Genomic DNA, 20,251 nt, shown 5'->3' with positions numbered 1-20,251 from the left:
CTATCCGCAAACCCCGCTGCTGCCCGGCGATGCCCTGGGCCGCGCCACGGTGCGGGCGATGGCGGGGCTGGTCTGCTGCGACATCCATCCGCTGAACAACCTGCGCGTGCTGCAAGCGCTGCGGCAGGACTTTCAGGCAAGCGAGGCGCAAGTCTCGGCGTGGATCGCGCGCTGGATCGGCACGGGCTTCGACGCGCTGGAGGTTCTGATCGCGCGCCACGGCGGCGATTTCGCCTTCGGCGATGCCGCGACCATGGCCGATTGCTGCCTGATCCCGCAGGTCTATTCCGCTCAACGGTTTGGTATCGACCTTGCGTCGTGGTCGGCCATCGCGCGGATTGCCGCGCGTTGCGAGGCCCTGGAGCCTTTCCGGCGCGCCCACCCTGCGCAGCAACCCGACGCGGATTGAGTAAGTTTGATAGATAAATTCTATTGAATCTCCAATTTCAATCAGTTGGAGTTGTTCGATTGAAAAGCCCATCTTCGGTGCATGACAGCTTTTCTTTCCGCCCGCACCCACGCGCCCGGCCTTCTGGTCTGCGGAGCGGTGGCGCTGGGCGCGCTCGCTCTGGAGCGGCTTGAAGTCCGCCTTGCCGGCCATGCCTGGGTGGAAGCGCTGGTTCTGGCCATTCTGGCCGGCACCGCCGTCCGCACGCTGTGGACGCCGCCCGCGCGGTTCGCATGCGGAATCCAGTGGGCCGCCAAGGGCCTGCTCGAATGCGCGGTGGCGCTGATGGGCGTGACGATCAGCTTCGCCACGATCGCCGCCGCCGGGCTGCCGCTGCTCGCCGGCATCGTCGCCATCGTGTTTGGCGCGATCGCTGCCAGCTTCCTGCTGGGCCGCGCGTTCGGACTGCCGCCCAAGATGGCGGTGCTCGTCGCCTGCGGTAACGCGATCTGCGGCAATTCCGCCATCGCCGCCGTCGCGCCGGTAATTGATGCCGAAAGCGACGACGTGGCCACGGCGATCGCCTTCACCGCCGTGCTGGGCGTGGCCGTGGTGATCGCGCTGCCGATCGTGGCGCACGCGCTGCACCTGAGCGCCGCCGCCGGGGGAACGCTGGCCGGCCTGACGGTCTATGCCGTGCCGCAGGTGCTGGCCGCCGCAGGCCCGCTCGGCCCCTCCGCCGTGCAGACCGGCACCCTGGTCAAGCTGGTGCGCGTGCTGATGCTGGGGCCGGTCGTCGCCTGCCTGTCGGTGCTCAAGGCGCATCAGGCCGAAGAAGCGGAAGCCGCCACGGTCCGGACTCCGGGGCTCCGCCATGGCCTGCTGCATTTCCTGCCGCCGTTCATCCTCGTGTTCCTGGCGCTGGCGGCGCTCCGTTCGCTGGGCCTCGTCCCCGTGGCGATGATCGCCCCGGCGCACGAGGCCAGCGTGTTCCTGACGATCCTCGCCATGGCGGCGCTGGGCCTTGGCGTCGACTTGCGCAGCGTTACCGCCGCTGGCCCGCGCGTGGTAACGGTGGTTACGCTGTCGCTGCTGCTGCTCGGCCTGGCCGCGCTGGCGGTGCTGCGGCTGACCGGCCTGGCCTGAATCAGAAGACCTGAACGGGGGCCGGAAGGAGAAGAAACGATGGACCAGTTCGATTCGATGCTGGCAACGCGGCTCGGCCGGCGACGGCTGCTGCAAGGCGGCGCGGCGCTGGGCGCGGGCGCGCTGGCCGCCCCGGCGTTCGCGGCCGACGGCACGGTCGACCTCCACCTGCCGGGCGGCCCGTCCACGCGGCCGATCACCACGGCGTTCCCCGGCAAGGGGCCGATGATCCTGCAGCGGATGCGGCCGCCGCTGCTCGAAACCCCGCTCTCGGTATTCGATGGCGATGTCTTCACCCCCAACGACCGGTTCTTCGTGCGCTGGCACTGGGCGGACATTCCCACGACGGTGGACGTCAACGCCTTCCGTCTTGCCGTGCGCGGCGAAGTGGCGAAACCGCTTTCGCTGACGCTGGCGGACATCCTGCGCCTGCCGCGCTTCGAGATCGCCGCGATCAACCAGTGTTCGGGCAATTCGCGCGGGCTGTTCCAGCCGCGCGTGCCGGGCGCGCAATGGGCGCACGGGGCCATGGGCAACGCGCTGTGGACCGGCGTCCGCCTACGCGACGTGCTCGATCTCGCCGGCGTGCGCCCCGGCGCGGTGGCGGTGCGCTTCGGCGCCATGGACCAGCCGCTGGTGCCCGAAGCCCCGGATTTCTCCAAATCGCTCGACCTCGACCACGCGCGCGATGGTGAAGTGATGATCGCCTTCGCCATGAACGGCGAACAGCTGCCGCTGCTCAACGGCTTTCCGCTGCGGCTGGTGGTGCCTGGCTGGTATTCGACCTACTGGGTCAAGATGCTCAACGACATCGAGGTGCTGGCCACGCCCGATACCGGGTACTGGATGGCCAAGGCCTACAAGATTCCCGACACGCCCGGCGCCAATGTCGCCCCCGGCAGTTCCGGCTTCCCGACCACGCCGATCAACCGCATGGTCGCGCGCAGCTGGATCACCAGCCTGGCAGAGGGGCAGAGAGTGCCGTGGGCGCCGACGATCGCGGTGGGCGGCATCGCCATGGGCGGCGATTGCGGCGTCGCCCGCGTCGATGTCTCGGCCGATGGGGGCAAGACTTGGCTCCCCGCCACGTTGGGGCCGGACAAGGGCAAGTACGGCTTCCGCCGCTGGGATGCGCGGGTGCCGGTCGGCGCGCCGGGCATGGTCGCGCTCATGGCCCGCTGCACCAGCGACAAGGGCGAGACACAACCGCTGCAGCCGATCTGGAACCCCGGCGGCTTCATGCGCGCCAATGTCGAAACGACCACGATCATGGTGACCGCATGATGCGCCGCCTGCCCACGTTCGCGCTTCTCGCCGCGCTCGCCTCCGCCACGCTTGCCGTGTCCGCCGCCGCCGGCGCGCGCAAGCCGGAGCCGACGCCAGCCCGCGTCACCGCCAACGGCTTCACGCTGACCTCCAGCGCCATCGAACTGCCGGTGGACGAACCGTTCTTCCCGGACAGCCCGGATGGCGGGCCGAAAGCGGATACGATCAACGCCGATTGCACCGCCTGCCATTCGGCCAGCATGACGCTGACCCAGCCCGCGCTCTCGCCCGAAGCCTGGGCCGGCGTGGTCCACAAGATGCGCGACGTCTATCACGCGCCGGTGCCGGAGGAGGACGTGCCCGCGATCGTCGCCTATCTGGCGCACCTTTCCCCGAAAGCGGCACCCGTCAGGGAATGACGATCAGGGAATGACGCGCCCCAGCCGGTCTTCCAGCAGGTCGATCATGCCCTTGACCTTGGGCACCAGCTGGCGGCGTTGCGGATAGACCGCCCAGACCGGCTCGGGCGCGTCGCGATAGCGGTCGAGCAGCGTGACCAGCCGCCCGGCGGCGATATGATCGCGCACGTAGAACGCGGGCAGCTGGCACACGCCCATGCCCGCCACCGCCGCCTCCACCACCGCCGCGCCGCTGTTGCAATGCAGCCGGCCGGTGGGCACGAACGTCAGCCGCCGGCCATTCTCCACGAAATGCCAGGTGGCGTTGGTGCCGATCAGGCAGTCGTGCGCTTCGAGATCCTGCCAGCGCGCCGGCGCACCCTTGCGCGCGACATAGGCCGGCGCGGCGCAGAGGTCGGACGAGCGGCTGGCGATCTGCCGCGCCGCCAGCCGGTTATCCGCCGGATGGCCGGTGCGGATGCCGATGTCGAAGCCTTCCGCGATCAGATCGACCACACGGTTGGTCAGTTCCACGGTCGCGGTGATGCCGGGATGGCGCTCCAGGAACTCGGTGACCACCGGCGCGACGAAGCGTTCGCCCATCGAGATCGAGCAGGTGATGCGGATTTCGCCCTGCATCTCGCCCTGCCGGGTCAGGTATTGCAGCGCCTCGTCGCGTTCTTCGACCAGCCGGCGGCCCTGCTCCACGAAGGCGCGGCCCACCGGCGTCAGCGTTACCGTGCGCGTGGTGCGGTCGAACAGGCGCGCGCCCACTTTCGCCTCCAGCCGCGCCACCGCCCGGCTGACGTGCGAGGTGGACGCCCCCAGGCGCCTGGCCGCCGCGACGAAGCTGCCGGAATCGGCAATCGCGACGATCTCTTCGAAGCCGTCCCACTTGGACAATCGATTATCCCATGCTAGCAATAGAATAAACCAGAACCACGTATTTATCGCACGGCTGGTCCAATGTTAAGGGCGGCCGTCCCATTTCCTGGAGGATGCCCTCATGAAGACCCGCGCCGCCGTTGCCTTTGCGCCCAAGCAGCCGCTCGAGATTGTGGAACTGGACCTCGAAGGCCCCAAGGCGGGCGAGGTGCTGGTCGAGATCATGGCGACCGGCGTGTGCCACACCGATGCCTATACGCTCGACGGGTTCGACAGCGAGGGCATCTTCCCCAGCGTGCTGGGCCACGAAGGCGCGGGCATCGTGCGCGAGGTCGGCCCCGGCGTGACCAGCGTGAAGCCGGGCGATCACGTGATCCCGCTCTACACCCCGGAATGCCGCCAGTGTAAGTCGTGCCTTTCGGGCAAGACCAACCTGTGCACCGCGATCCGCGCCACGCAGGGCCAGGGCCTGATGCCCGACGGCACCAGCCGCTTTTCCTACAAGGGCCAGACCATCTTCCACTACATGGGCTGCAGCACCTTCTCGAACTTCACCGTCCTGCCCGAGATCGCGGTGGCGAAGATCCGCGAGGACGCGCCGTTCCAGTCCGCCTGCTACATCGGCTGCGGCGTGACCACGGGCGTGGGCGCCGTCGTCAACACCGCCAAGGTCCAAGTGGGGGACAACGTCGTGGTCTTCGGCCTCGGCGGCATCGGCCTCAACGTCATCCAGGGCGCGCGACTGGCGGGCGCGGGCAAGATCGTGGGCGTGGACATCAACCCCGATCGCGAGGAATGGGGCCGCAAGTTCGGCATGACCGACTTCCTCAACAGCAAGGGCCTGAGCCGCGAGGAAACCGTCGCCAAGGTGGTCGAACTGACCGACGGCGGCGCCGACTATACTTTCGACGCCACCGGCAACACCGAGGTGATGCGGACCGCGCTCGAAGCCTGCCATCGCGGCTGGGGCACCAGCATCATCATCGGCGTGGCCGAGGCGGGCAAGGAAATCAGCACCCGCCCGTTCCAGCTGGTGACGGGCCGCAACTGGCGCGGCACCGCGTTCGGCGGGGCCAAGGGCCGTACCGACGTGCCCAAGATCGTCGACATGTACATGACCGGCAAGATCGAGATCGACCCGATGATCACGCACGTCATGGGCCTGGAAGAGATCAACACCGCGTTCGACCTGATGCACGCGGGCAAGTCGATCCGCTCGGTCGTGGTGTTCTGAAGCACGCTATCGCGCCTCTCCCGCCAGCGGGAGAGGCGCCTGTTCCTTGCCCTGGGGCACGATGACCTGATCGTGCCCACTTCTCGTCATTGCGAGCGGCACGCGAAGCAATCCAGAGTCCCGTGTGCGGCCCTGGATTGCCGCGGGGCTGCGCCCCTCGCAATGACGCTTCAAGGCAAGGCCATCCGCGTCTACGAAGCGCGCGTGAAATCCGGCTTGCGGCGTTCGAGGAACGCCGCAACGCCTTCCCGGCCTTCCGCGCCGGAGCCCGCCGCCGCGATCGAATCCGCCTCCACCGCCAGATGCGCGGCAAGATCGCGCGTCGAACTGTCCAGCAGCAGCGCGCGGGCGGCGCCCAGCGCCCGCACCGGCGCAGCGGCCAGCCGTACCGCCATCGCCTGCCCTTCCGCCGCGAGATCGGCATCGGGCACCACGCGCGTCACCAACCCCAGCCGCGCTGCCTCTTCCGCGCCGACGCGGCGATTGGTGAGAATCATCTCCTGCGCCACGCGCAGACCCGCCACGCGCGGCAGCAGCCAGCTCATGCCCCCATCGGGGGTCAGGCCGATGCCGGAATAGGCCGCGGTGAAATGCGCGGCTTCGCCCGCCAGCACCACATCGCCCAGCAGCGCCAGGCTGAGGCCCGCGCCCGCCGCCGGGCCGTGAACCAGCGTCAACAGGGGCTTGTCCATCCGCGCCAGCACCAGCACCGCCTCGTGCAGCGCGCCGGCCAGTTCGTGCAGGAAAGCGCCCGCGCGATCGCCGGCGGCAGCGAAAGAGGCGATGTCCCCGCCCGCGCAGAACAGGCGGCCGTTGCCCGCCAGCACCACGCAGCGCACCGCCGGATCGCCCGCGCAGTCGCGCGCCGCCGCCTCCAGCGCGCGCGCCAGATCCATGTCGATCGCGTTGCCCTGATCGGGCCGGTTGAGCGTGATCGTGGCGACACCGCCATCACGGGTGAGCAGAACGGGGTTCATGCGCAGGCCTCCATCGCTTCGCGCGCCAGCGCCGCCAGCCGGGGGAAGGCTTCCGCCCGTTCCCGCGCGTGGGCGCTGTTGGCGGTGCCGCGCAGCACGCGGCCCTTGATGCCGTGAAAGATCGCGGCGAGCCGGAAGAAATTGAACGCGATATAGAAATCCCAGTCCGGAATCCCCGCGCGTCCGGTGCGGTGGCAATAGGCGGCGATGTAATCCGCCTCGGTTGGCAGGCCCAGCGGCACGGGATCGGCCCCGCCCAGCCCGGCGACGATGTCCGGCGGCATCCGGTACATCGTGGCGTGATAGGCGAAGTCGGACAGCGGATTGCCCAGCGTCGACAGTTCCCAGTCGAGCACCGCGACCACGCGCGGTTCGGTGGGATGGAAGATCATGTTGTCGCAGCGGAAATCGCCGTGGGTCACGCGGCTTTCGTCGCCCGGCGGAATGTGCGCGGGCAGCCAGGCGACCAGCGCGTCCATGTCCGCGTTGCGGCCGGCCAGCTCGTCCTCAAGATACTGCTTCGTCCAGCGCCCGATCTGCCGTTCGAAGAAATTGCCGGGCCGGCCAAAGTCGCCCAGGCCCACCGCCGCGGGATCGACCGCGTGCAGCGCGGCGATCGTGGCGTTCATGGCATCGTAGTAGGCGGCGCGCTCGCCCTGCGGCACGTCGGGAAAACGCGCATCCCAGAAGATGCGGCCATCGACCATCGCCATGACGTAGAACGCGCTGCCGATCACGCCATCGTCCTCGCACACGCCCAGCACCGGCGGCACGGGCACCGGCGTCGGCCCCAGAGCGGTCAGCACGCGCGCCTCGCGCAGCACGTCGTGCGCGCCTTTCAGCAGCGGCCCCGGCGGCTTGCGACGCAGGACATAGCGCGCGCCCGGCGTAGACAGGCGATAGGTGGGGTTCGACTGGCCACCGTTGAACTGCGCCACGTCCAGCGGCCCGGCGAAGCCCGCGACATGCGCCGCCATCCACCGCGCCAGCGCGGCTTCGTCGAACGCGACGCGAACCTCGCCCGCGCCCGCATTGGCCCCACCGGCGTTGGCCCCGGCGCTCCCGTCAGGAACTTCAGCCGCCATGGCCGTGCCGCCAGTCGCGCTTGACCTTCTTGGCCAGGCTCCACTTGTGGACCTCGGTCGGGCCGTCATAGATGCGGAAGGCGCGCACTTCGCGGAAGACCTGCTCGACGATGGTCTTGTCGGTAACGCCGGTGCCGCCCATCACCTGCACGCAACGGTCGGCGATGCGCATCAGCGCCTCGGACACCGCGACCTTGGCCATCGAGCTTTCGACCGTGCCGAGCGAGCCGGTATCGAGCACCGCGGCGCACCAGTCGATCATCAGTTCGGCCTGCTTCAGATCGATCATGTTCTCGGCCAGCATGAAGCCCACGCCTTCGTGATCGATCAGCTGCTTGCCGAAGGCCATGCGCCGGTTGGCATAGTCCACCGCGATCTCGTTGGCACGGATGCACCCGCCCAGCCAGCGCATGCAGTGCGACAGGCGCGCCGGGCTGAGGCGCACCTGAGCATACTTGAAGCCTTCGCCGGCATCGCCCAGCATCTGGTCGGCGGGGATGCGCAAGTTATCGATGGTGACCGTGGCATGGCCGCCCGGCATCGAGCTGTCGATGGTGTTGGGCACGTGATCGATGCGGATCGCGGGATCGGGCAGGTCGACCAGGAACATGCACGCGCCGCCCTGCGAATCCGGATCGACCGACTTCGCCATGACGATGCCCACTTTCGCGCCTTCGGCACCGGTGATGAACGCCTTGCGCCCGTTCACCACCCAATGGTTGCCGTCGCGCCGGCACGTGGTCTGCATCATCGAGGGATCGGACCCGGCACCGCCTTCGTCGGACGGTTCTGTCATGAAGAACGCCGAACGCACGCGCCCTTCGACCAGCGGCGCCAGGAAGCGCGCCTTGAGATCGGCGCTGCCGACATGGCCCAGCAGGTACATGTTCCCCTCGTCGGGCGCCTGGGTGTTGCAGGCCAGCATCCCCAGCGGCGAAAGGCCCGACGGGATCAGGATCACGGCGGTTTCACGCTGGTTGAAATGGCTGCCGTCAGGGCGGATGTGGGGGGTTAGGACGCCCGCCGCGCGCGCCTTCTCGCGCAGTTCCATGACCAGCTCGTCGGTCGGCGCGCCGTGATGATCGCGGCGCGGGTCCTGTTCATAGGGAACCACGGTTTCGCGGACGAAGGCTTCCACCTTCGCCGCCATGTCGAGCGCTTCGCGGCTGATCGTCATCGTATCCTCACCCCCTGTTGCATACTCACCCGTGTTTGGTCTTAGCGTGGCGCCATGCGGATCGCGCCGTCCAGGCGGATGGTCTCGCCGTTCAGCATCGGGTTGGTAACGATGCTTTCCACCATCTGCGCGTATTCGTCGGGCTGGCCAAGCCGGTTCGGGAACGGCACCTGCTTGCCCAGCGAATCCTGCGCGTCCTGCGGCAGCGAGGCCAGCAGCGGCGTCCAGAAGATCCCCGGGGCGATCGTCATCACGCGGATGCCGCTGCGGGCGAGTTCGCGCGCGATCGGCAGCGTCATGCCGACGATGCCACCCTTGGAGGCGGAATAGGCGGCCTGCCCGATCTGCCCGTCGAACGCGGCGACCGAGGCGGTGTTGACGATCACGCCGCGCTCTTCCGGTCCCACCGTTTCGGCATCGTGGATGCGCGCGGCGAACTTGGACAGCACGTTGAAGCTGCCGATCAGGTTGATCTGGATGATCTTCGCGAAATCGGCGAGCGGTAGCGCCTTGCCATCACGGCCGATCACCTTGGCGGGCGGGCCGATGCCGGCGCAGTTGACGCAGATGCGCGCCTTGCCGTTGACCGCCTCGGCTTCGAGGATCGCGTTCTCGACCGCCGCTTCGTCGGTCACGTTGACGGGGAAGAACGCCGCGCCGATTTCGGCCGCGTGGCGGGCGCCCAAGTCGGCGTTGAGATCGAAGATCGCCACCTTCGCGCCGGCCTTCGCCAGCCGCGCCGCCGTGGCACCGCCCAGACCCGATGCGCCGCCGGTGACGATGGCGGCCACTCCCTTGATTTCCATGCTTCCTGCTCCTTCGGGGATGTTCTGCAAGCCTTACAGCGCGCGGGCGATGACCATGCGCTGGATGTCGGACGTGCCTTCGTATATCTGGCACACGCGCACATCGCGGTAGATCCGCGCGATGCCGAATTCCTCAAGATAGCCGTAGCCGCCCAGCGTCTGCAACGCGCCAGACACGACCGCCTCGGCCGTTTCGGACGCCACCAGCTTGGCCATCGAGGCTTCCTTGAGGCAGNNAGCACGAGCTGACGCGCCGCTTCCAGCCGGGCGGCCAGATCGGCGAGACGGAAGCCCACCGCCTGGTGCTGGATGATCGGCTGGCCGAAGCTCTTGCGCTCCTTGGCATAGTCAACCGCGATCTCCAGCGCCGCCTGCGCCATGCCGATGCATTGCGCGGCGATGCCGATACGGCCCGCTTCCAGGTTGGACAGCGCGATCGCATAGCCCGCGCCGGCTTCGCCTAGCACCAGGTCATCGGGCACGAACAGGTTGTCGAAGCGGATGGCGCAGGTATCGGACGCGCGCTGGCCCAGCTTGTGCTCCACCTTGTCCACCACGTAGCCGGCACTGTCGGTCGGCACGAGGAAGGCCGAGAGGCCGCGCTTGCCGGCATCGGGATCGGTCACCGCGAACACGATCGCCAGGCTGGCGATGCGGCCGGACGAGATGAACTGCTTCGCCCCTTCCAGCACATAGCCGCCCTCCACCTTGCGGGCGCGGGTGCGGATGGCCGATGCGTCGGAACCCGCATCCGCCTCGGTCAGCGCGAAGGCGCCGATCGCCTTGCCGCCCACCAGATCCGGCAGGAAACGCGCCTGCTGCGCCGGCGTGCCATAGCGCAGCAGCGCGGACACGATCAGGCTGTTCTGGATCGACAGGATCGTCGACAGCGCGCCATCGGCCGCCGCGATCTCGATCAGCGCGGCGGCGTAGGACACGTAATCGAGCCCGGCCCCGCCCACCTCTTCGGGCGCGGTCATGCCGGTCAACCCCATCTCGGCCAGCGCGGCGAACAGGTCCGGCGGATAGCCGCCGGCCGCTTCATAGGCCGCCGCGTTCGGCCGGATCTGCTCCTGCGCGAAATAACGCACCATGTCGCGCACGGCGGCCTGGGTTTCGGTCAAAATCATGAAACTCACCGGTTGGCTATCTACTGATGAGTAACTTGCATTCCCGTGCGTTTTTTGTCAACACGGGGGCCGCCAGACCGGACCCCGCCTTGACCCCCATTTCCTCGCCTTTCCAGACCCCCGAACAACGCCAGGCCGATCGCGCCGCCAAGCGCGACGCGGTGCTGCGCGCGGCGGTGCGGATGTTCAACGAGAAGGGATTCCACCAGACCTCGCTCGATGACGTGGCGGCGCGGCTCGGCATCTCCAAGCCGACCATCTACCACTACCTTGGCAACAAGGATCAGGTGCTGCTCGAATGCGTATCGCGCGGGCTGGGCCAGATCATCGAGGCGGCGGCGGAGGCGCGCCTGGAAGCAGGCACGGGCGCGGACCGGCTGGCATGGTTCCTGCGCCGCTATGCCCAGATCAACATGGACGATTTCGGCCGCTGCGTGATCCGCACCGGCGACGAGGCGCTGGCGAGTGAAAGCCAGCAGCAGTTCCGCGCGCTCAAGCGCCAGATCGACAACGCCCTGCGCGAACTGATCGGCGAGGCGATCGCCGACGGCTCGCTCGCGCCGACCGATCCCAAGCTGCTGGCCTTCACCATCGCGGGCGCGCTCAACTGGCCCGCGCGCTGGCACGATCCCGATGGCGAGCACGCGCCGGCGGACCTTGCCGAATACCTCGTCACCAACCTGGCGCGCGGCTACCTGCCACGCTGAAGCGCGCGACGGGACTTCCGGCTTTCCATGCATACGTAGTGTGATTGCGCCGGCCCCGCGCCACAGGCTAGACCCGGCGCAAGCCCGGCTCCCCCAACCGCCGGCGCGGAGAGGATTTCATGAGCATTGCCAGCATCGCGCTTCCCCGCATCCTGCGCATCGGCGGCGGCGCATCACGCCAGTTGCCCGATGTGCTGGCCACGCTGGGCCTGTCCCGCCCGCTGATCGTGACGGACGCCTTCCTGGTCGGACAGGGCCGCGTGGAAACGCTGCAAGGCAGCCTGAAAGCTGCCGGCATCGCCAGCCGCGTCTTCGACGGGACCGTTCCCGATCCGACCGTCGCCTCGATCGAGGCCGGCCTCGCCTTCCTGCGCGAAGGCGATCACGATTGCGTGGTCGGCTTCGGCGGGGGCAGCCCGCTCGACAGCGCGAAGGCCATTGCCATGCTCGCGCGCCACGGCGGGAGCATGGCGGACTACAAGGCCCCCCACGTCCAGGACGAACCCGGCCTGCCCGTGATCGCCATCCCGACCACCGCCGGCACCGGATCGGAAGCGACCCGCGTCACCGTCATCACCGACGAAGCCACAGACGAGAAGATGATGTGCCCCGGCCTTGCCTACCTGCCCGTGGCGGCGCTGGTCGATTACGAACTGACCTTCACCAAGCCGCGCCGGCTGACCGCCGATACCGGGATCGATTCGCTGACTCACGCGATCGAGGCCTATGTCTCGAAGCGCGCCAGCCCGTTCACCGATGGCATGGCGCTGCTGGCGATGCGCGCGATCGCGCCCAACCTGCGCCGCGCCTGCGACGATCCCGATGACCGCGCAGCGCGCGAGGCGCTGATGCTGGGCGCGACGCAGGCGGGCATCGCCTTCACCAACGCCTCGGTCGCGCTTGTCCATGGCATGAGCCGGCCGATCGGCGCGCATTTCCATGTGCCGCACGGCCTGTCCAACGCCATGCTGCTGCCCACGGTGACGGCGTGGTCCGCCCCCGCCGCGCTGCCGCGCTATGCCGAATGCGCCCGCGCCATGGGCGTGGCCGACGCGCACGAGGGCGATCAGGGCGCGGTGGCGCGGCTGCTGGAGGAACTGGGCGCGCTCAACCGCGATCTCGGAGTACCGGGGCCAGCCGCCTGGGGCATCGACGCCGCCCGCTGGCAGGGCCTGATCCCGACGATGTGCGAACAGGCGATCGCCTCGGGATCACCCGCCAACAACCCGCGCGTGCCCGATGCGGCCGAGATGGCGGAACTCTACGCCCGCGTCTGGGACGGTTAGCGGCCCCGGCGTCTCACGTTTCGCCCTCGTCCTCCGGCTCCGTGCGCACACGGCCCTTGAAGCCCTGGGCGATCACGTACCATTCCGAGGAATCCTTGCGGCTGGCGGGCGGCTTGGCGTGCTTTACCGTGGTGAAATTGCGCTTGAGCAGGCCCAGCAGTTGCGTGTCCGTGCCGCCGGCGAAAACCTTGGCGACGAACGCCCCGCCCGGCGCCAGCGTGGCGATGGCGAAATCGACCGCCGTCTCGACCAGCCCCATCGTGCGCAAGTGGTCGGTCTGCTTGTGCCCCACGGTGTTGGCCGCCATGTCCGACAATACCAGGTCCGGTTCGCCATCGAGCGCGCCTTCGAGCGCCGCCGGCGCCTCGTCGGCCATGAAATCCATCTGGAAGATGGTCACGCCGTCGATCGGATCGGTTGGCAGCAGGTCGATCCCGACGATCTTCGCCGCCGGCGCCTTCTGCCGCACGATCTGGCTCCACCCGCCCGGCGCGATGCCAAGATCGACCACGCGGCGCACGCCCCGCAGCAGGCCGAACCTGGTATCGAGTTCGGCCAGCTTGTAGGCGGCGCGGCTGCGATAGCCATCGGCCTTGGCCTGCTTCACATAGGGGTCGTTGATCTGGCGCGACAGCCAGCGCGCCGAAGAGGCGGTGCGCTTCTTGGCCGTACGCAGCCTTTCGCCCGGATCGCGTCCAGACCGGCTCATGGCCTATCTCCTGTTATCTGGTCGCCTGTTATCGGGTCACCGGTCATTTGCGCGCCCGCTTTCCGGCGGATGGCGCGCAGCGCCTCGCGGCTGCGCTCGGCTTCGCCGCCCGTCGCCATCAGGCTGCGCAGGATGCCTTCGCGGATGCCGCGATCGGCAATGCCCAGCCGCTCCGCCGGCCAGATGTCGAAAATCGATTCGAGGATCGCGCAGCCGGCGACCACCAGGTCGGAGCGCTCGCGCCCGATGCACGGCACCGCGATGCGCTCGGTGGGGCTGAGCGAGGACAGCCGGCGGCTGATCCCGCGCATCGATTCGACCGGCACGATCAGCCCGTCCACCGCGCGCCGGTCATATTGCGGCAGCTTCAGATGCAGGCTGGCCAGCGTGGTCACCGTGCCGCTGGTGCCGAGCAGGCGGATCGCACCGCGCTCCAGCGCCGCCTTGCGCTCGCCCGCGACGCGTTCGGCAAAGGCGGCGAAGCCTTCGTCCACGCGCCGCCGCATCTCCGCGAAAGCGGCGGCGCGCGCCGCCGGCTCGTCGGAAATCGGGCCGATGCTCTCGGTCAGCGAAACGACGCCCCAGGGCACGCTCTGCCAGTCGAGGATGCGCGGCACCGGTTCGCCGGTATCGACCAGCACCATCTCGGTCGATCCGCCGCCGATGTCGAAGATCATCGCCGGACCGTCGCCGTGTTCCAGCAGGATGTGGCAGCCCAGCACCGCCAATCGCGCCTCTTCCTGCGCGGTGATGATGTTCAGCCGGATGCCGGTCTCGCTGTGCACGCGCTCGATGAATTCCGCGCCGTTGGTCGCGCGCCGGCACGCCTCGGTCGCCACCGAGCGGGCCAGGTGAACGTTGCGCTTGCGCAGCTTTTCGGCGCAGATGTGCAGCGCCCCCAGCGCGCGGTCCATCGCCGCGTCGGAAAGGCGGCCGGACTGCGCCAGCCCTTCGCCCAGCCGCACCACGCGGCTGAACGCGTCGATCACCACGAAATGATCGCCCGAAGGCCGCGCGATCAGCAACCGGCAATTGTTGGTGCCAAGGTCGATCGCCGCATAGGCCTGGCGGTGAAAGGGCATGGGCCGGTTCCACAGCGGCCGCGCCTGCTGCGCCGATTCCTCCGGCAAGGCTGGTGTCTCGGGCGGGCGCAAGGCACCCTGTGGAACGCCGGCGGCTTTCGGTTGCGGAGACGAGGAACCGGCCAGAGCGTGCGGCGGAGGTCGTTGCCGCTTCTTGCTGCCGGAACGCGCCCCCTGCCCCGGGGCCGGCGGATTGATCTCCGCCATGTTTCAATTCGCTTATGTTTTCCCGCCTGCGTGATGCGTGGCGGGTACTTGACGGCCATGGTAACGGCACGAGGGACGCCCGGCAAGACCGCCGCGCCCGCATCGCGCGGAACGGCGCGCAAGGCCGCTTGACTTGCCGCCAGCCCCCCTCTAAGTGCGCCGCTCCATTGCCCGATCGTCTAATGGTAAGACTACGGACTCTGACTCCGTCAATCGAGGTTCGAATCCTCGTCGGGCATCCAAACTCCCCCTATGAAATCATAACCTTGTGCAATGGCTAGCGCGATTGCGGCGTTGCCCATTGCGTGCGCCGTCGCCGCTCCCTGCCCCCAACCAGGTCCCGTCAGATAGCCCGCCCGGGCGCGTGATCAGCGCTTGTGGCGGCGTTGCGCTTCGGCGCGCAGGGCGGGGCCGTGTTCGTCGATGGCGGGCGGATGCGCGAGGTCTCGTGCCGGCATGGCGGCGAAACGGATGGGCAGGCGCATTTCCACATAGCCGCCTTCGGTCGGATGGTCGCGATGGTGGAAGAAATCCACCGCGGCCAGGTGCGGATCGCGGCGGATATCCTGCAGATCGCGCACTTCCATGCAGGGAACGCCCGCCGCGTTCAGGATCCGGACCCATTCCGCGCTGGTGCGGGCGGGCGTTCGCCGGGCGATCTCGGCATATAACAGGCTGACATTGCGCAGCCGGTCGAGATCGGTGGCGAAGCGCGGGTCGTCGAACACCTCGGTCGCTTCCAGAACCTCGAACACGCGGGCGATCGTGTGCGCGGTATAGGGGACGATGCTGACCCAGCCGTCGCGCGTGGGAAAGGGCTGGCGATGGGGATCGACCTGGCGCGGATAGCCGGCGGGTTGCACCGGATCGTCATGGACCTCGCCATAGAGGTGCTCCTGCAGCATGAACTGCGCGAAGCATTCGAACATCGGCACTTCGACCAGCTGCCCCTCGCCCGTGCGCTGGCGGTGGAACAGCGCCGCCAGGACGGCCTGGGCGCCATAGAGACCCGAAACCTTGTCGGCGATCAGCGAGGGCACGAAGCGGGGCCGGGCTTCGCCATCGGCGCGCGGCAGCAGCGTGGTGGTGCCGGTCGCGGCCTGGATCACGTCGTCATAGGCCTGCAGGCCGGCATAGGGGCCGTCCGATCCGAAGCCCACGCAATGGACATAGATGATGTCGGGGCGGATGGCCCTGACCGATTCGTAGTCGAACCCCAGGCGGGCAATGCCGGCACCGCGCACGTTGTGAACGAACACGTCGGCATCGGCGAGCAGGCCGCGCATGACCTCCGCATCGGCCGGCTGCTTCAGGTCGAGCGCGATCGAGCGCTTGCCCCGGTTCAGCGTCATGTGCACCGGCCCCATGCCGCGCACCTGCTTCGGCCGTCCCGCCTGCCGCATCTGATCACCTTCGGGCGGTTCGACCTTGATCACGTCCGCGCCCATGTCCGCCAGCATCTGCGTGGCATAGGGGCCGAACACCACCGTGGTCAGGTCGATCACGCGAATGTTTTCAAGCAGGGTGGTCATGCCGCGAAATCTCCATCGGTGCCTTGTGCCGCCCGTGCGCGGCGATAGCCGTCGCGCTGTTCCAGCCGCTCCCAGTACGCGGCGATCTGCGGCGGATAATCGCGGTCGAGCCGCAGCGTGCGTGCCAGCAGGAGCGCATAGCCCACCGAAATGTCGGCGGCGGTGAACCGGCCTCCCGCCACATAGTCGCGCTGTTCGAGCAGCGCCGCCAGCCCGCGCAGCCGCGCCCGGTACCAGCGGGCATAGTCCTCCGCCACTTGCGGCACCCGCCGTTCGGCCGGCTCCAGCCGCGAATAGCGCAGCACCAGCGTTTGCGGGAAGGTCAGCGTCGCCTCGCCATAGGACAGAGCGTTGAGATAATCGCCGAAGCCGGGCTCGTCGCGGCCGATCTCCAGCCGTCCGCCGCCGTGGCGCGCGGCCAGATACTGCACGATCGCCGGCGATTCGGTCATCCGCACCGCGCCCTCCTGGTAGAACGGGATGGTCCCCAGCGGGTTGATCTCGAGAAATCCCGGCTCCAGCAGGCGCGGCGGAAACGGCAGAAGCTTCAGCTCGTAGTCCAGTTCCAGCTCCTCCAGCATCCACAGCACGCGGAACGAGCGCGCATCGGCGCAGTGATAGAGCACGGGTTTCATGGGCACCTCTCCGTGGCGCGGGTCGCGTTTAATCGAATGATTAAATCGGTGGGCCGGGCGTTGCAAACCTCGCGTGCCGTTTCGCCCCGAAAAAGAACCGGGAAAGGGCGCAGACCAAAAAAAGGCCGGCCAAAAAAAAGGCCGGCAGAGCCGGCCTTTGGAAGTTTGGGAGAGGATGCCTGAAAGGCCCGTCCTATGTGCCGTCGGACCGGTTCTTTCGCAAGTGCGAAGGACGAGGGCTGGGTTGCATAATTTGCAAGTATGGGATGTCGCCTGCCCGCAAAGGCCACGAAAAAGGGGCATCCGGACCGGCCGGACGCCCCTTTTTGCAGGCTGCCTTGCGGAAAGGCGGCTTACTTCTTGGTCTTGAGATAGGCGATCACGTCGGCCCGGTCCTGCGCGCTGGGCAGGCCGGCGAAGGTCATCTTGGTGCCGGCGGCGAACTTGGCCGGGCCAGACAGCCAGGCGTCGAGCGTCGCGTCGTCCCAGTTGCCACCCTTGGCCTTGAGCGCGTCGGAGAAAGCGAAGCCGCCACGGTCGCCAGCGACCTTCTCACCGGCAATGCCGAACAGGTTGGGGCCGATGCCGTTGGCGCCGCCCTGGTCGATGGTGTGGCAGGCCTTGCACTTGGCGAAGATCTTCTCGCCCTTGGCGGCATCGCCCACCACGGCTGCGGCGGCCGGCGCGGCGCCGGCGGCCGGAACCGCCTCAGGCGCGGGCAGCGGCAGGTTGGAGCCCTTGGTGTTCAGATAGAGGATCACGTCGGCGCGATCCTGCGGATTGGCGATGCCGGCGAAGGTCATCTTGGTGCCGTCCGCGAACTTCTTGGGGTTGGTCAGCCATTCGTCGAGGCTGGCGAAATCCCACTTGCCGCCCTTGGCCTTGAGCGCGTCGGAGAAGGCGAAGCCGCCACGGCCCGATGCCATGGCATCGCCCACGATTTCATAGAGATTCGGGCCGATGCCGTTGGCCGCGCCCTGATCGATGGTGTGGCAGGCCTTGCACTTGGCGAAGATCGCCTCGCCCTTGGCGGCATCCGCCTTGGCCAGACGGTTGGCGATCGGTTCGAGCGCCGCCGCGCCGGCGCCGCCTTCGGCTTCCACGCCTTCGATGGCGTAACCCGCCTTTTCGGGGGCATGGTGCTTGTCAGCCATGAAATAGTGGCTGGAAAGGCTGGAAAGCCCCAGTGCCACGATCCCGCCGAACAAGGTCCAACCGGCGATGGTATTGAAACGGTCGTCCATTCCCTGCCCCACTTGGCGCCCGCCGACCCCATTGCCGGCCCCCAGCGCAATTTTGGCCGCTCTAGTCAGGCCTCCGCGCGCACGCAAGAGCGATTGCGCCGATGACGCCGCAAAGAATGCGAACAACGATGCCCGATCGCCCCCGGTTCGCGGGGGATTCGTGCCCCGGCGATGGCCGAATTGTGGGTTGCCGCGTGGCCGGTCGCGGCCTAATCGCCGGCGCATCATGCAAAGCTACCCCGCTCCCGCGCTCGCCCTGGTCGAATCGATGGCCGCCGCCGCCGCCCGCGAACCCGCGCGCGCCGTGGCGTTTCAGGGCGCGCCGGGCGCCAATTCGCACCGCGCGGCGATGGACGCGCTGCCCGGCTGCCTGCCGCTGCCGTGCTTTTCGTTCGAGGACGCGCTCGATGCGGTGAAGGACGGACGCGCCGGCAAGGCGATCATCCCGATCGAGAATTCGCAGCACGGCCGCGTCGCCGACATCCACTTCCTGCTGCCCGAAAGCGGTTTGTCGATCGTGGGCGAATACTTCCTGCCGATTCACGCGGCGCTGATGGCCATGGGCGATGGTCCGTTCACCGGCGCCTACAGCCACCCGCAGGCGCTGGGCCAGTCGCGCCATTTCCTGCGCGCGCGGGGCATCGTGCCGCTGTCCTATGCCGATACCGCCGGCGCCGCGGCCTATGTCGCCGAGCTCGGCGATCCGTCCGTGGCCGCCATCGCGCCGCGCATCGCCGCCGAACTTTATGGCCTGAAGGTGATCGAGGACAACGTCGAGGACGCGCACGACAACACCACGCGCTTCGTGGTGCTGGCGCGCGAGCCGATCGACCCTGTCCAGATCGCCGGCCCGGCGATCACCACCTTCGTGTTCGAGGTGCGCAACATCCCCGCCGCGCTCTACAAAGCGCTGGGCGGTTTCGCGACCAACGGCGTCAACATGACCAAGCTGGAAAGCTATCAAAAGGGCGGCAGCTTCGCGGCGACCGATTTCTACGCCGACGTTGAAGGACGTCCCGGCGACGAAAATTTCGACCGGGCGATGGATGAATTGGGATTTCATTCCAAATGGTTGCGCGTGCTGGGCAGCTATCCGCAGGCGCGCAAGCGGGGATGACGCTTTCCTCCATGCCGCCCATTGTGGCATGCAGGTCGTCGGTCGGCGCAGGACGTATATCGACCGCAAATCGGACCATTCCGCGATGCGCGATTAGTGTGAACCAAGTGTGGCCTTTGCACCTTCGATGACCCCGCGCATCCTCATCATCGCCGGCAGCGATTCGGGCGGCGGTGCGGGCATCCAGGCCGACATCAAGACGGTGACGATGCTCGGCGGCCACGCCATGACCGCGATCACCGCGATCACCGCGCAGAATACCTTGGGCGTTCAGGCGGTGCTGCCCGTGCCGGCCGGCATGGTCGTCGCGCAGATCAATTCGGTGGTGACCGACATCGGCGTCGATGCGGTCAAGATCGGGATGATCGGATCCGCCGAGACCGCAAATGCGGTGGCGGACCTGCTGACGGGATTGAAGGTGCCGATCGTGTTCGATCCCGTCATGGTGGCGACCAGCGGTGACGTGCTGGCCGATGCCGAGACGGTCGCGGCGTTCGAGCGACTGATGGCGCTGGCGGCGGTGGTGACGCCCAACCTTCCCGAGCTCGAAGCACTTGCGCAAACCCCAACCGTTCGTGCTGAGCTTGTCGAAGCACGTGGTGTGGACACGCCCTTGGACAGGCTCAGGGCGAACGGTTGGAAGGGTGAGCATTACATGAAGCTAGGGATCATCGGCCTGGGCCGGATGGGCGCCAACATCGCGCGGCGCCTGATGCGCGCGGGGCATCAGACGGTGGTCTATGACCGCTCGGCAGATACAGTGAAGGGACTGGCCGGCGAAGGCGCGATCGGCGTCAATTCGCTCGACGAGATGAGGGCCGCGCTCGATGGCCCGCGCATCTTCTGGGTCATGCTCCCCGCGGGCGATCCGACCGAAAGCACCATCGCCGCGCTGACCGCCACGTGCGCGAAGGGCGACATCATCATCGACGGCGGCAACACCTTCTACAAGGACGACATCCGCCGCGCCGCGTCGTGCAGCGAATGCAAGATCCACTACGTCGATGTCGGCACTTCGGGCGGTATCTGGGGCCTGGAACGCGGGTACTGCATGATGATCGGCGGCGAGAAGGAGATCGTCGACGCGCTCGACCCGATCTTCGACACGCTGGCACCGGGCTATGGCAATGTCGTCCGGACGAAAGGGCGGAACGCGCCGGATGACCGTGCCGAACGGGGTTACATCCATGCAGGACCCCCGGGCGCCGGCCATTTCGTGAAGATGGTGCACAACGGCATC

General features: G+C 68.0%; 18 protein-coding genes, 1 tRNA gene and 3 pseudogenes. 11 read left to right on the top strand and 11 right to left on the bottom strand.

The features are described from left to right. The 4 genes and pseudogenes from B3547_RS21410 to B3547_RS21395 form a co-directional block, all read left to right on the top strand. Positions 1-409: pseudogene (locus B3547_RS21410) on the top strand (glutathione S-transferase C-terminal domain-containing protein); the annotation flags it as partial. Between the two features lie 81 nt (positions 410-490). Continuing rightward, on the top strand, positions 491-1,534 hold the full coding sequence (locus B3547_RS21405; RefSeq protein ID WP_292966855.1) for a YeiH family protein: 1,044 nt from the start codon (positions 491-493) through the stop codon (positions 1,532-1,534). Between the two features lie 39 nt (positions 1,535-1,573). Continuing rightward, positions 1,574-2,818, top strand: a complete 1,245-nt coding sequence (locus B3547_RS21400; RefSeq protein ID WP_292966853.1) for a molybdopterin-dependent oxidoreductase — start codon at positions 1,574-1,576, stop codon at positions 2,816-2,818. Next, positions 2,815-3,219, top strand: a complete 405-nt coding sequence (locus B3547_RS21395) for a cytochrome c (RefSeq protein ID WP_292966852.1) — start codon at positions 2,815-2,817, stop codon at positions 3,217-3,219. Before B3547_RS21400 ends, B3547_RS21395 begins: the two co-directional genes overlap by 4 nt. Before the next feature lie 3 nt (positions 3,220-3,222). Here B3547_RS21395 and B3547_RS21390 read toward each other — a convergent pair whose 3' ends face one another. Beyond that, entirely contained in the window at positions 3,223-4,101 is an 879-nt protein-coding gene (locus B3547_RS21390; RefSeq protein WP_124811163.1) for a LysR family transcriptional regulator, read from the bottom strand. Between the two features lie 103 nt (positions 4,102-4,204). Here B3547_RS21390 and B3547_RS21385 point away from each other — a divergent pair, with 103 nt between their 5' ends. Further along, positions 4,205-5,317 (top strand): S-(hydroxymethyl)glutathione dehydrogenase/class III alcohol dehydrogenase, encoded by a 1,113-nt coding sequence (locus B3547_RS21385; protein WP_292966851.1) that lies wholly within the window; start codon positions 4,205-4,207, stop codon positions 5,315-5,317. A gap of 191 nt (positions 5,318-5,508) precedes the next feature. Here B3547_RS21385 and B3547_RS21380 read toward each other — a convergent pair whose 3' ends face one another. From B3547_RS21380 to B3547_RS21360, 5 genes and pseudogenes are all read right to left on the bottom strand, one after another. After that, positions 5,509-6,294 (bottom strand): enoyl-CoA hydratase/isomerase family protein, encoded by a 786-nt coding sequence (locus tag B3547_RS21380; protein ID WP_292966850.1) that lies wholly within the window; start codon positions 6,292-6,294, stop codon positions 5,509-5,511. Beyond that, positions 6,291-7,379 carry a phosphotransferase gene (locus B3547_RS21375; RefSeq protein WP_292966848.1) on the bottom strand — a complete coding sequence of 363 codons (1,089 nt, stop codon included), beginning with the start codon at positions 7,377-7,379 and terminating at the stop codon, positions 6,291-6,293. The genes B3547_RS21380 and B3547_RS21375 overlap by 4 nt, the downstream gene beginning before the upstream one ends. Then, entirely contained in the window at positions 7,369-8,556 is a 1,188-nt protein-coding gene (locus B3547_RS21370; protein WP_292966846.1) for an acyl-CoA dehydrogenase family protein, read from the bottom strand. The genes B3547_RS21375 and B3547_RS21370 overlap by 11 nt, the downstream gene beginning before the upstream one ends. A gap of 41 nt (positions 8,557-8,597) precedes the next feature. Then, the gene (locus tag B3547_RS21365; protein ID WP_124811168.1) at positions 8,598-9,362 is read right to left on the bottom strand and encodes an SDR family NAD(P)-dependent oxidoreductase; all 765 of its coding nucleotides are present in this window, start codon (positions 9,360-9,362) and stop codon (positions 8,598-8,600) included. 33 nt (positions 9,363-9,395) lie between these two features. Beyond that, positions 9,396-10,492, bottom strand: a pseudogene (locus B3547_RS21360) (acyl-CoA dehydrogenase family protein). A gap of 89 nt (positions 10,493-10,581) precedes the next feature. Between B3547_RS21360 and B3547_RS21355 the strand changes: the two are divergent. After that, positions 10,582-11,199 (top strand): TetR/AcrR family transcriptional regulator, encoded by a 618-nt coding sequence (locus B3547_RS21355; RefSeq protein ID WP_292966843.1) that lies wholly within the window; start codon positions 10,582-10,584, stop codon positions 11,197-11,199. A 119-nt stretch (positions 11,200-11,318) separates the two neighbouring features. Next, on the top strand, positions 11,319-12,485 hold the full coding sequence (locus B3547_RS21350; protein WP_292966841.1) for an iron-containing alcohol dehydrogenase: 1,167 nt from the start codon (positions 11,319-11,321) through the stop codon (positions 12,483-12,485). A gap of 13 nt (positions 12,486-12,498) precedes the next feature. Here the strand turns inward: B3547_RS21350 and B3547_RS21345 are convergent, their stop codons facing one another. Together B3547_RS21345 and B3547_RS21340 are read right to left on the bottom strand one after the other, a co-directional pair. Beyond that, positions 12,499-13,194 carry an RlmE family RNA methyltransferase gene (locus tag B3547_RS21345; protein ID WP_292966839.1) on the bottom strand — a complete coding sequence of 232 codons (696 nt, stop codon included), beginning with the start codon at positions 13,192-13,194 and terminating at the stop codon, positions 12,499-12,501. Further along, complete coding sequence (locus B3547_RS21340; protein WP_194918898.1) at positions 13,191-14,483, bottom strand: Ppx/GppA phosphatase family protein; 1,293 nt, start codon at positions 14,481-14,483, stop codon at positions 13,191-13,193. The genes B3547_RS21345 and B3547_RS21340 overlap by 4 nt, the downstream gene beginning before the upstream one ends. Positions 14,484-14,651: 168 nt before the next feature. Between B3547_RS21340 and B3547_RS21335 the strand changes: the two genes are divergently transcribed. Beyond that, positions 14,652-14,725 (top strand) — tRNA-Gln (locus tag B3547_RS21335). Between the two features lie 126 nt (positions 14,726-14,851). Here the strand turns inward: B3547_RS21335 and B3547_RS21330 are convergent. The 3 genes from B3547_RS21330 to B3547_RS21315 form a co-directional block, all read right to left on the bottom strand. Further along, entirely contained in the window at positions 14,852-16,015 is a 1,164-nt protein-coding gene (locus tag B3547_RS21330; RefSeq protein ID WP_292966835.1) for a CaiB/BaiF CoA transferase family protein, read from the bottom strand. Next, a complete protein-coding gene (locus B3547_RS21325; protein WP_124811175.1) occupies positions 16,012-16,650 on the bottom strand; it encodes a glutathione S-transferase family protein in 639 nt (212 codons plus the stop codon). Before B3547_RS21325 ends, B3547_RS21330 begins: the two co-directional genes overlap by 4 nt. A gap of 353 nt (positions 16,651-17,003) precedes the next feature. Further along, a complete protein-coding gene (locus tag B3547_RS21315) occupies positions 17,004-17,894 on the bottom strand; it encodes a c-type cytochrome (protein WP_124811176.1) in 891 nt (296 codons plus the stop codon). 226 nt (positions 17,895-18,120) lie between these two features. Here B3547_RS21315 and B3547_RS21310 point away from each other — a divergent pair, with 226 nt between their 5' ends. The 3 genes and pseudogenes from B3547_RS21310 to B3547_RS21300 form a co-directional block, all read left to right on the top strand. Then, complete coding sequence (locus tag B3547_RS21310) at positions 18,121-19,011, top strand: prephenate dehydratase (RefSeq protein ID WP_292966833.1); 891 nt, start codon at positions 18,121-18,123, stop codon at positions 19,009-19,011. 127 nt (positions 19,012-19,138) lie between these two features. Then, positions 19,139-19,567: pseudogene (gene thiD, locus B3547_RS21305) on the top strand (bifunctional hydroxymethylpyrimidine kinase/phosphomethylpyrimidine kinase); the annotation flags it as partial. A gap of 99 nt (positions 19,568-19,666) precedes the next feature. Next, positions 19,667-20,251 (top strand): NAD(P)-binding domain-containing protein (locus B3547_RS21300; protein WP_292966877.1); only part of this gene is annotated, 585 nt, incomplete at its 3' end.

This window comes from Novosphingobium sp. UBA1939, from assembly GCF_002336885.1.
Classification (GTDB): Bacteria; Pseudomonadota; Alphaproteobacteria; order Sphingomonadales; family Sphingomonadaceae; genus Novosphingobium.
This window is presented reverse-complemented; position numbering and strand designations above follow the sequence as displayed.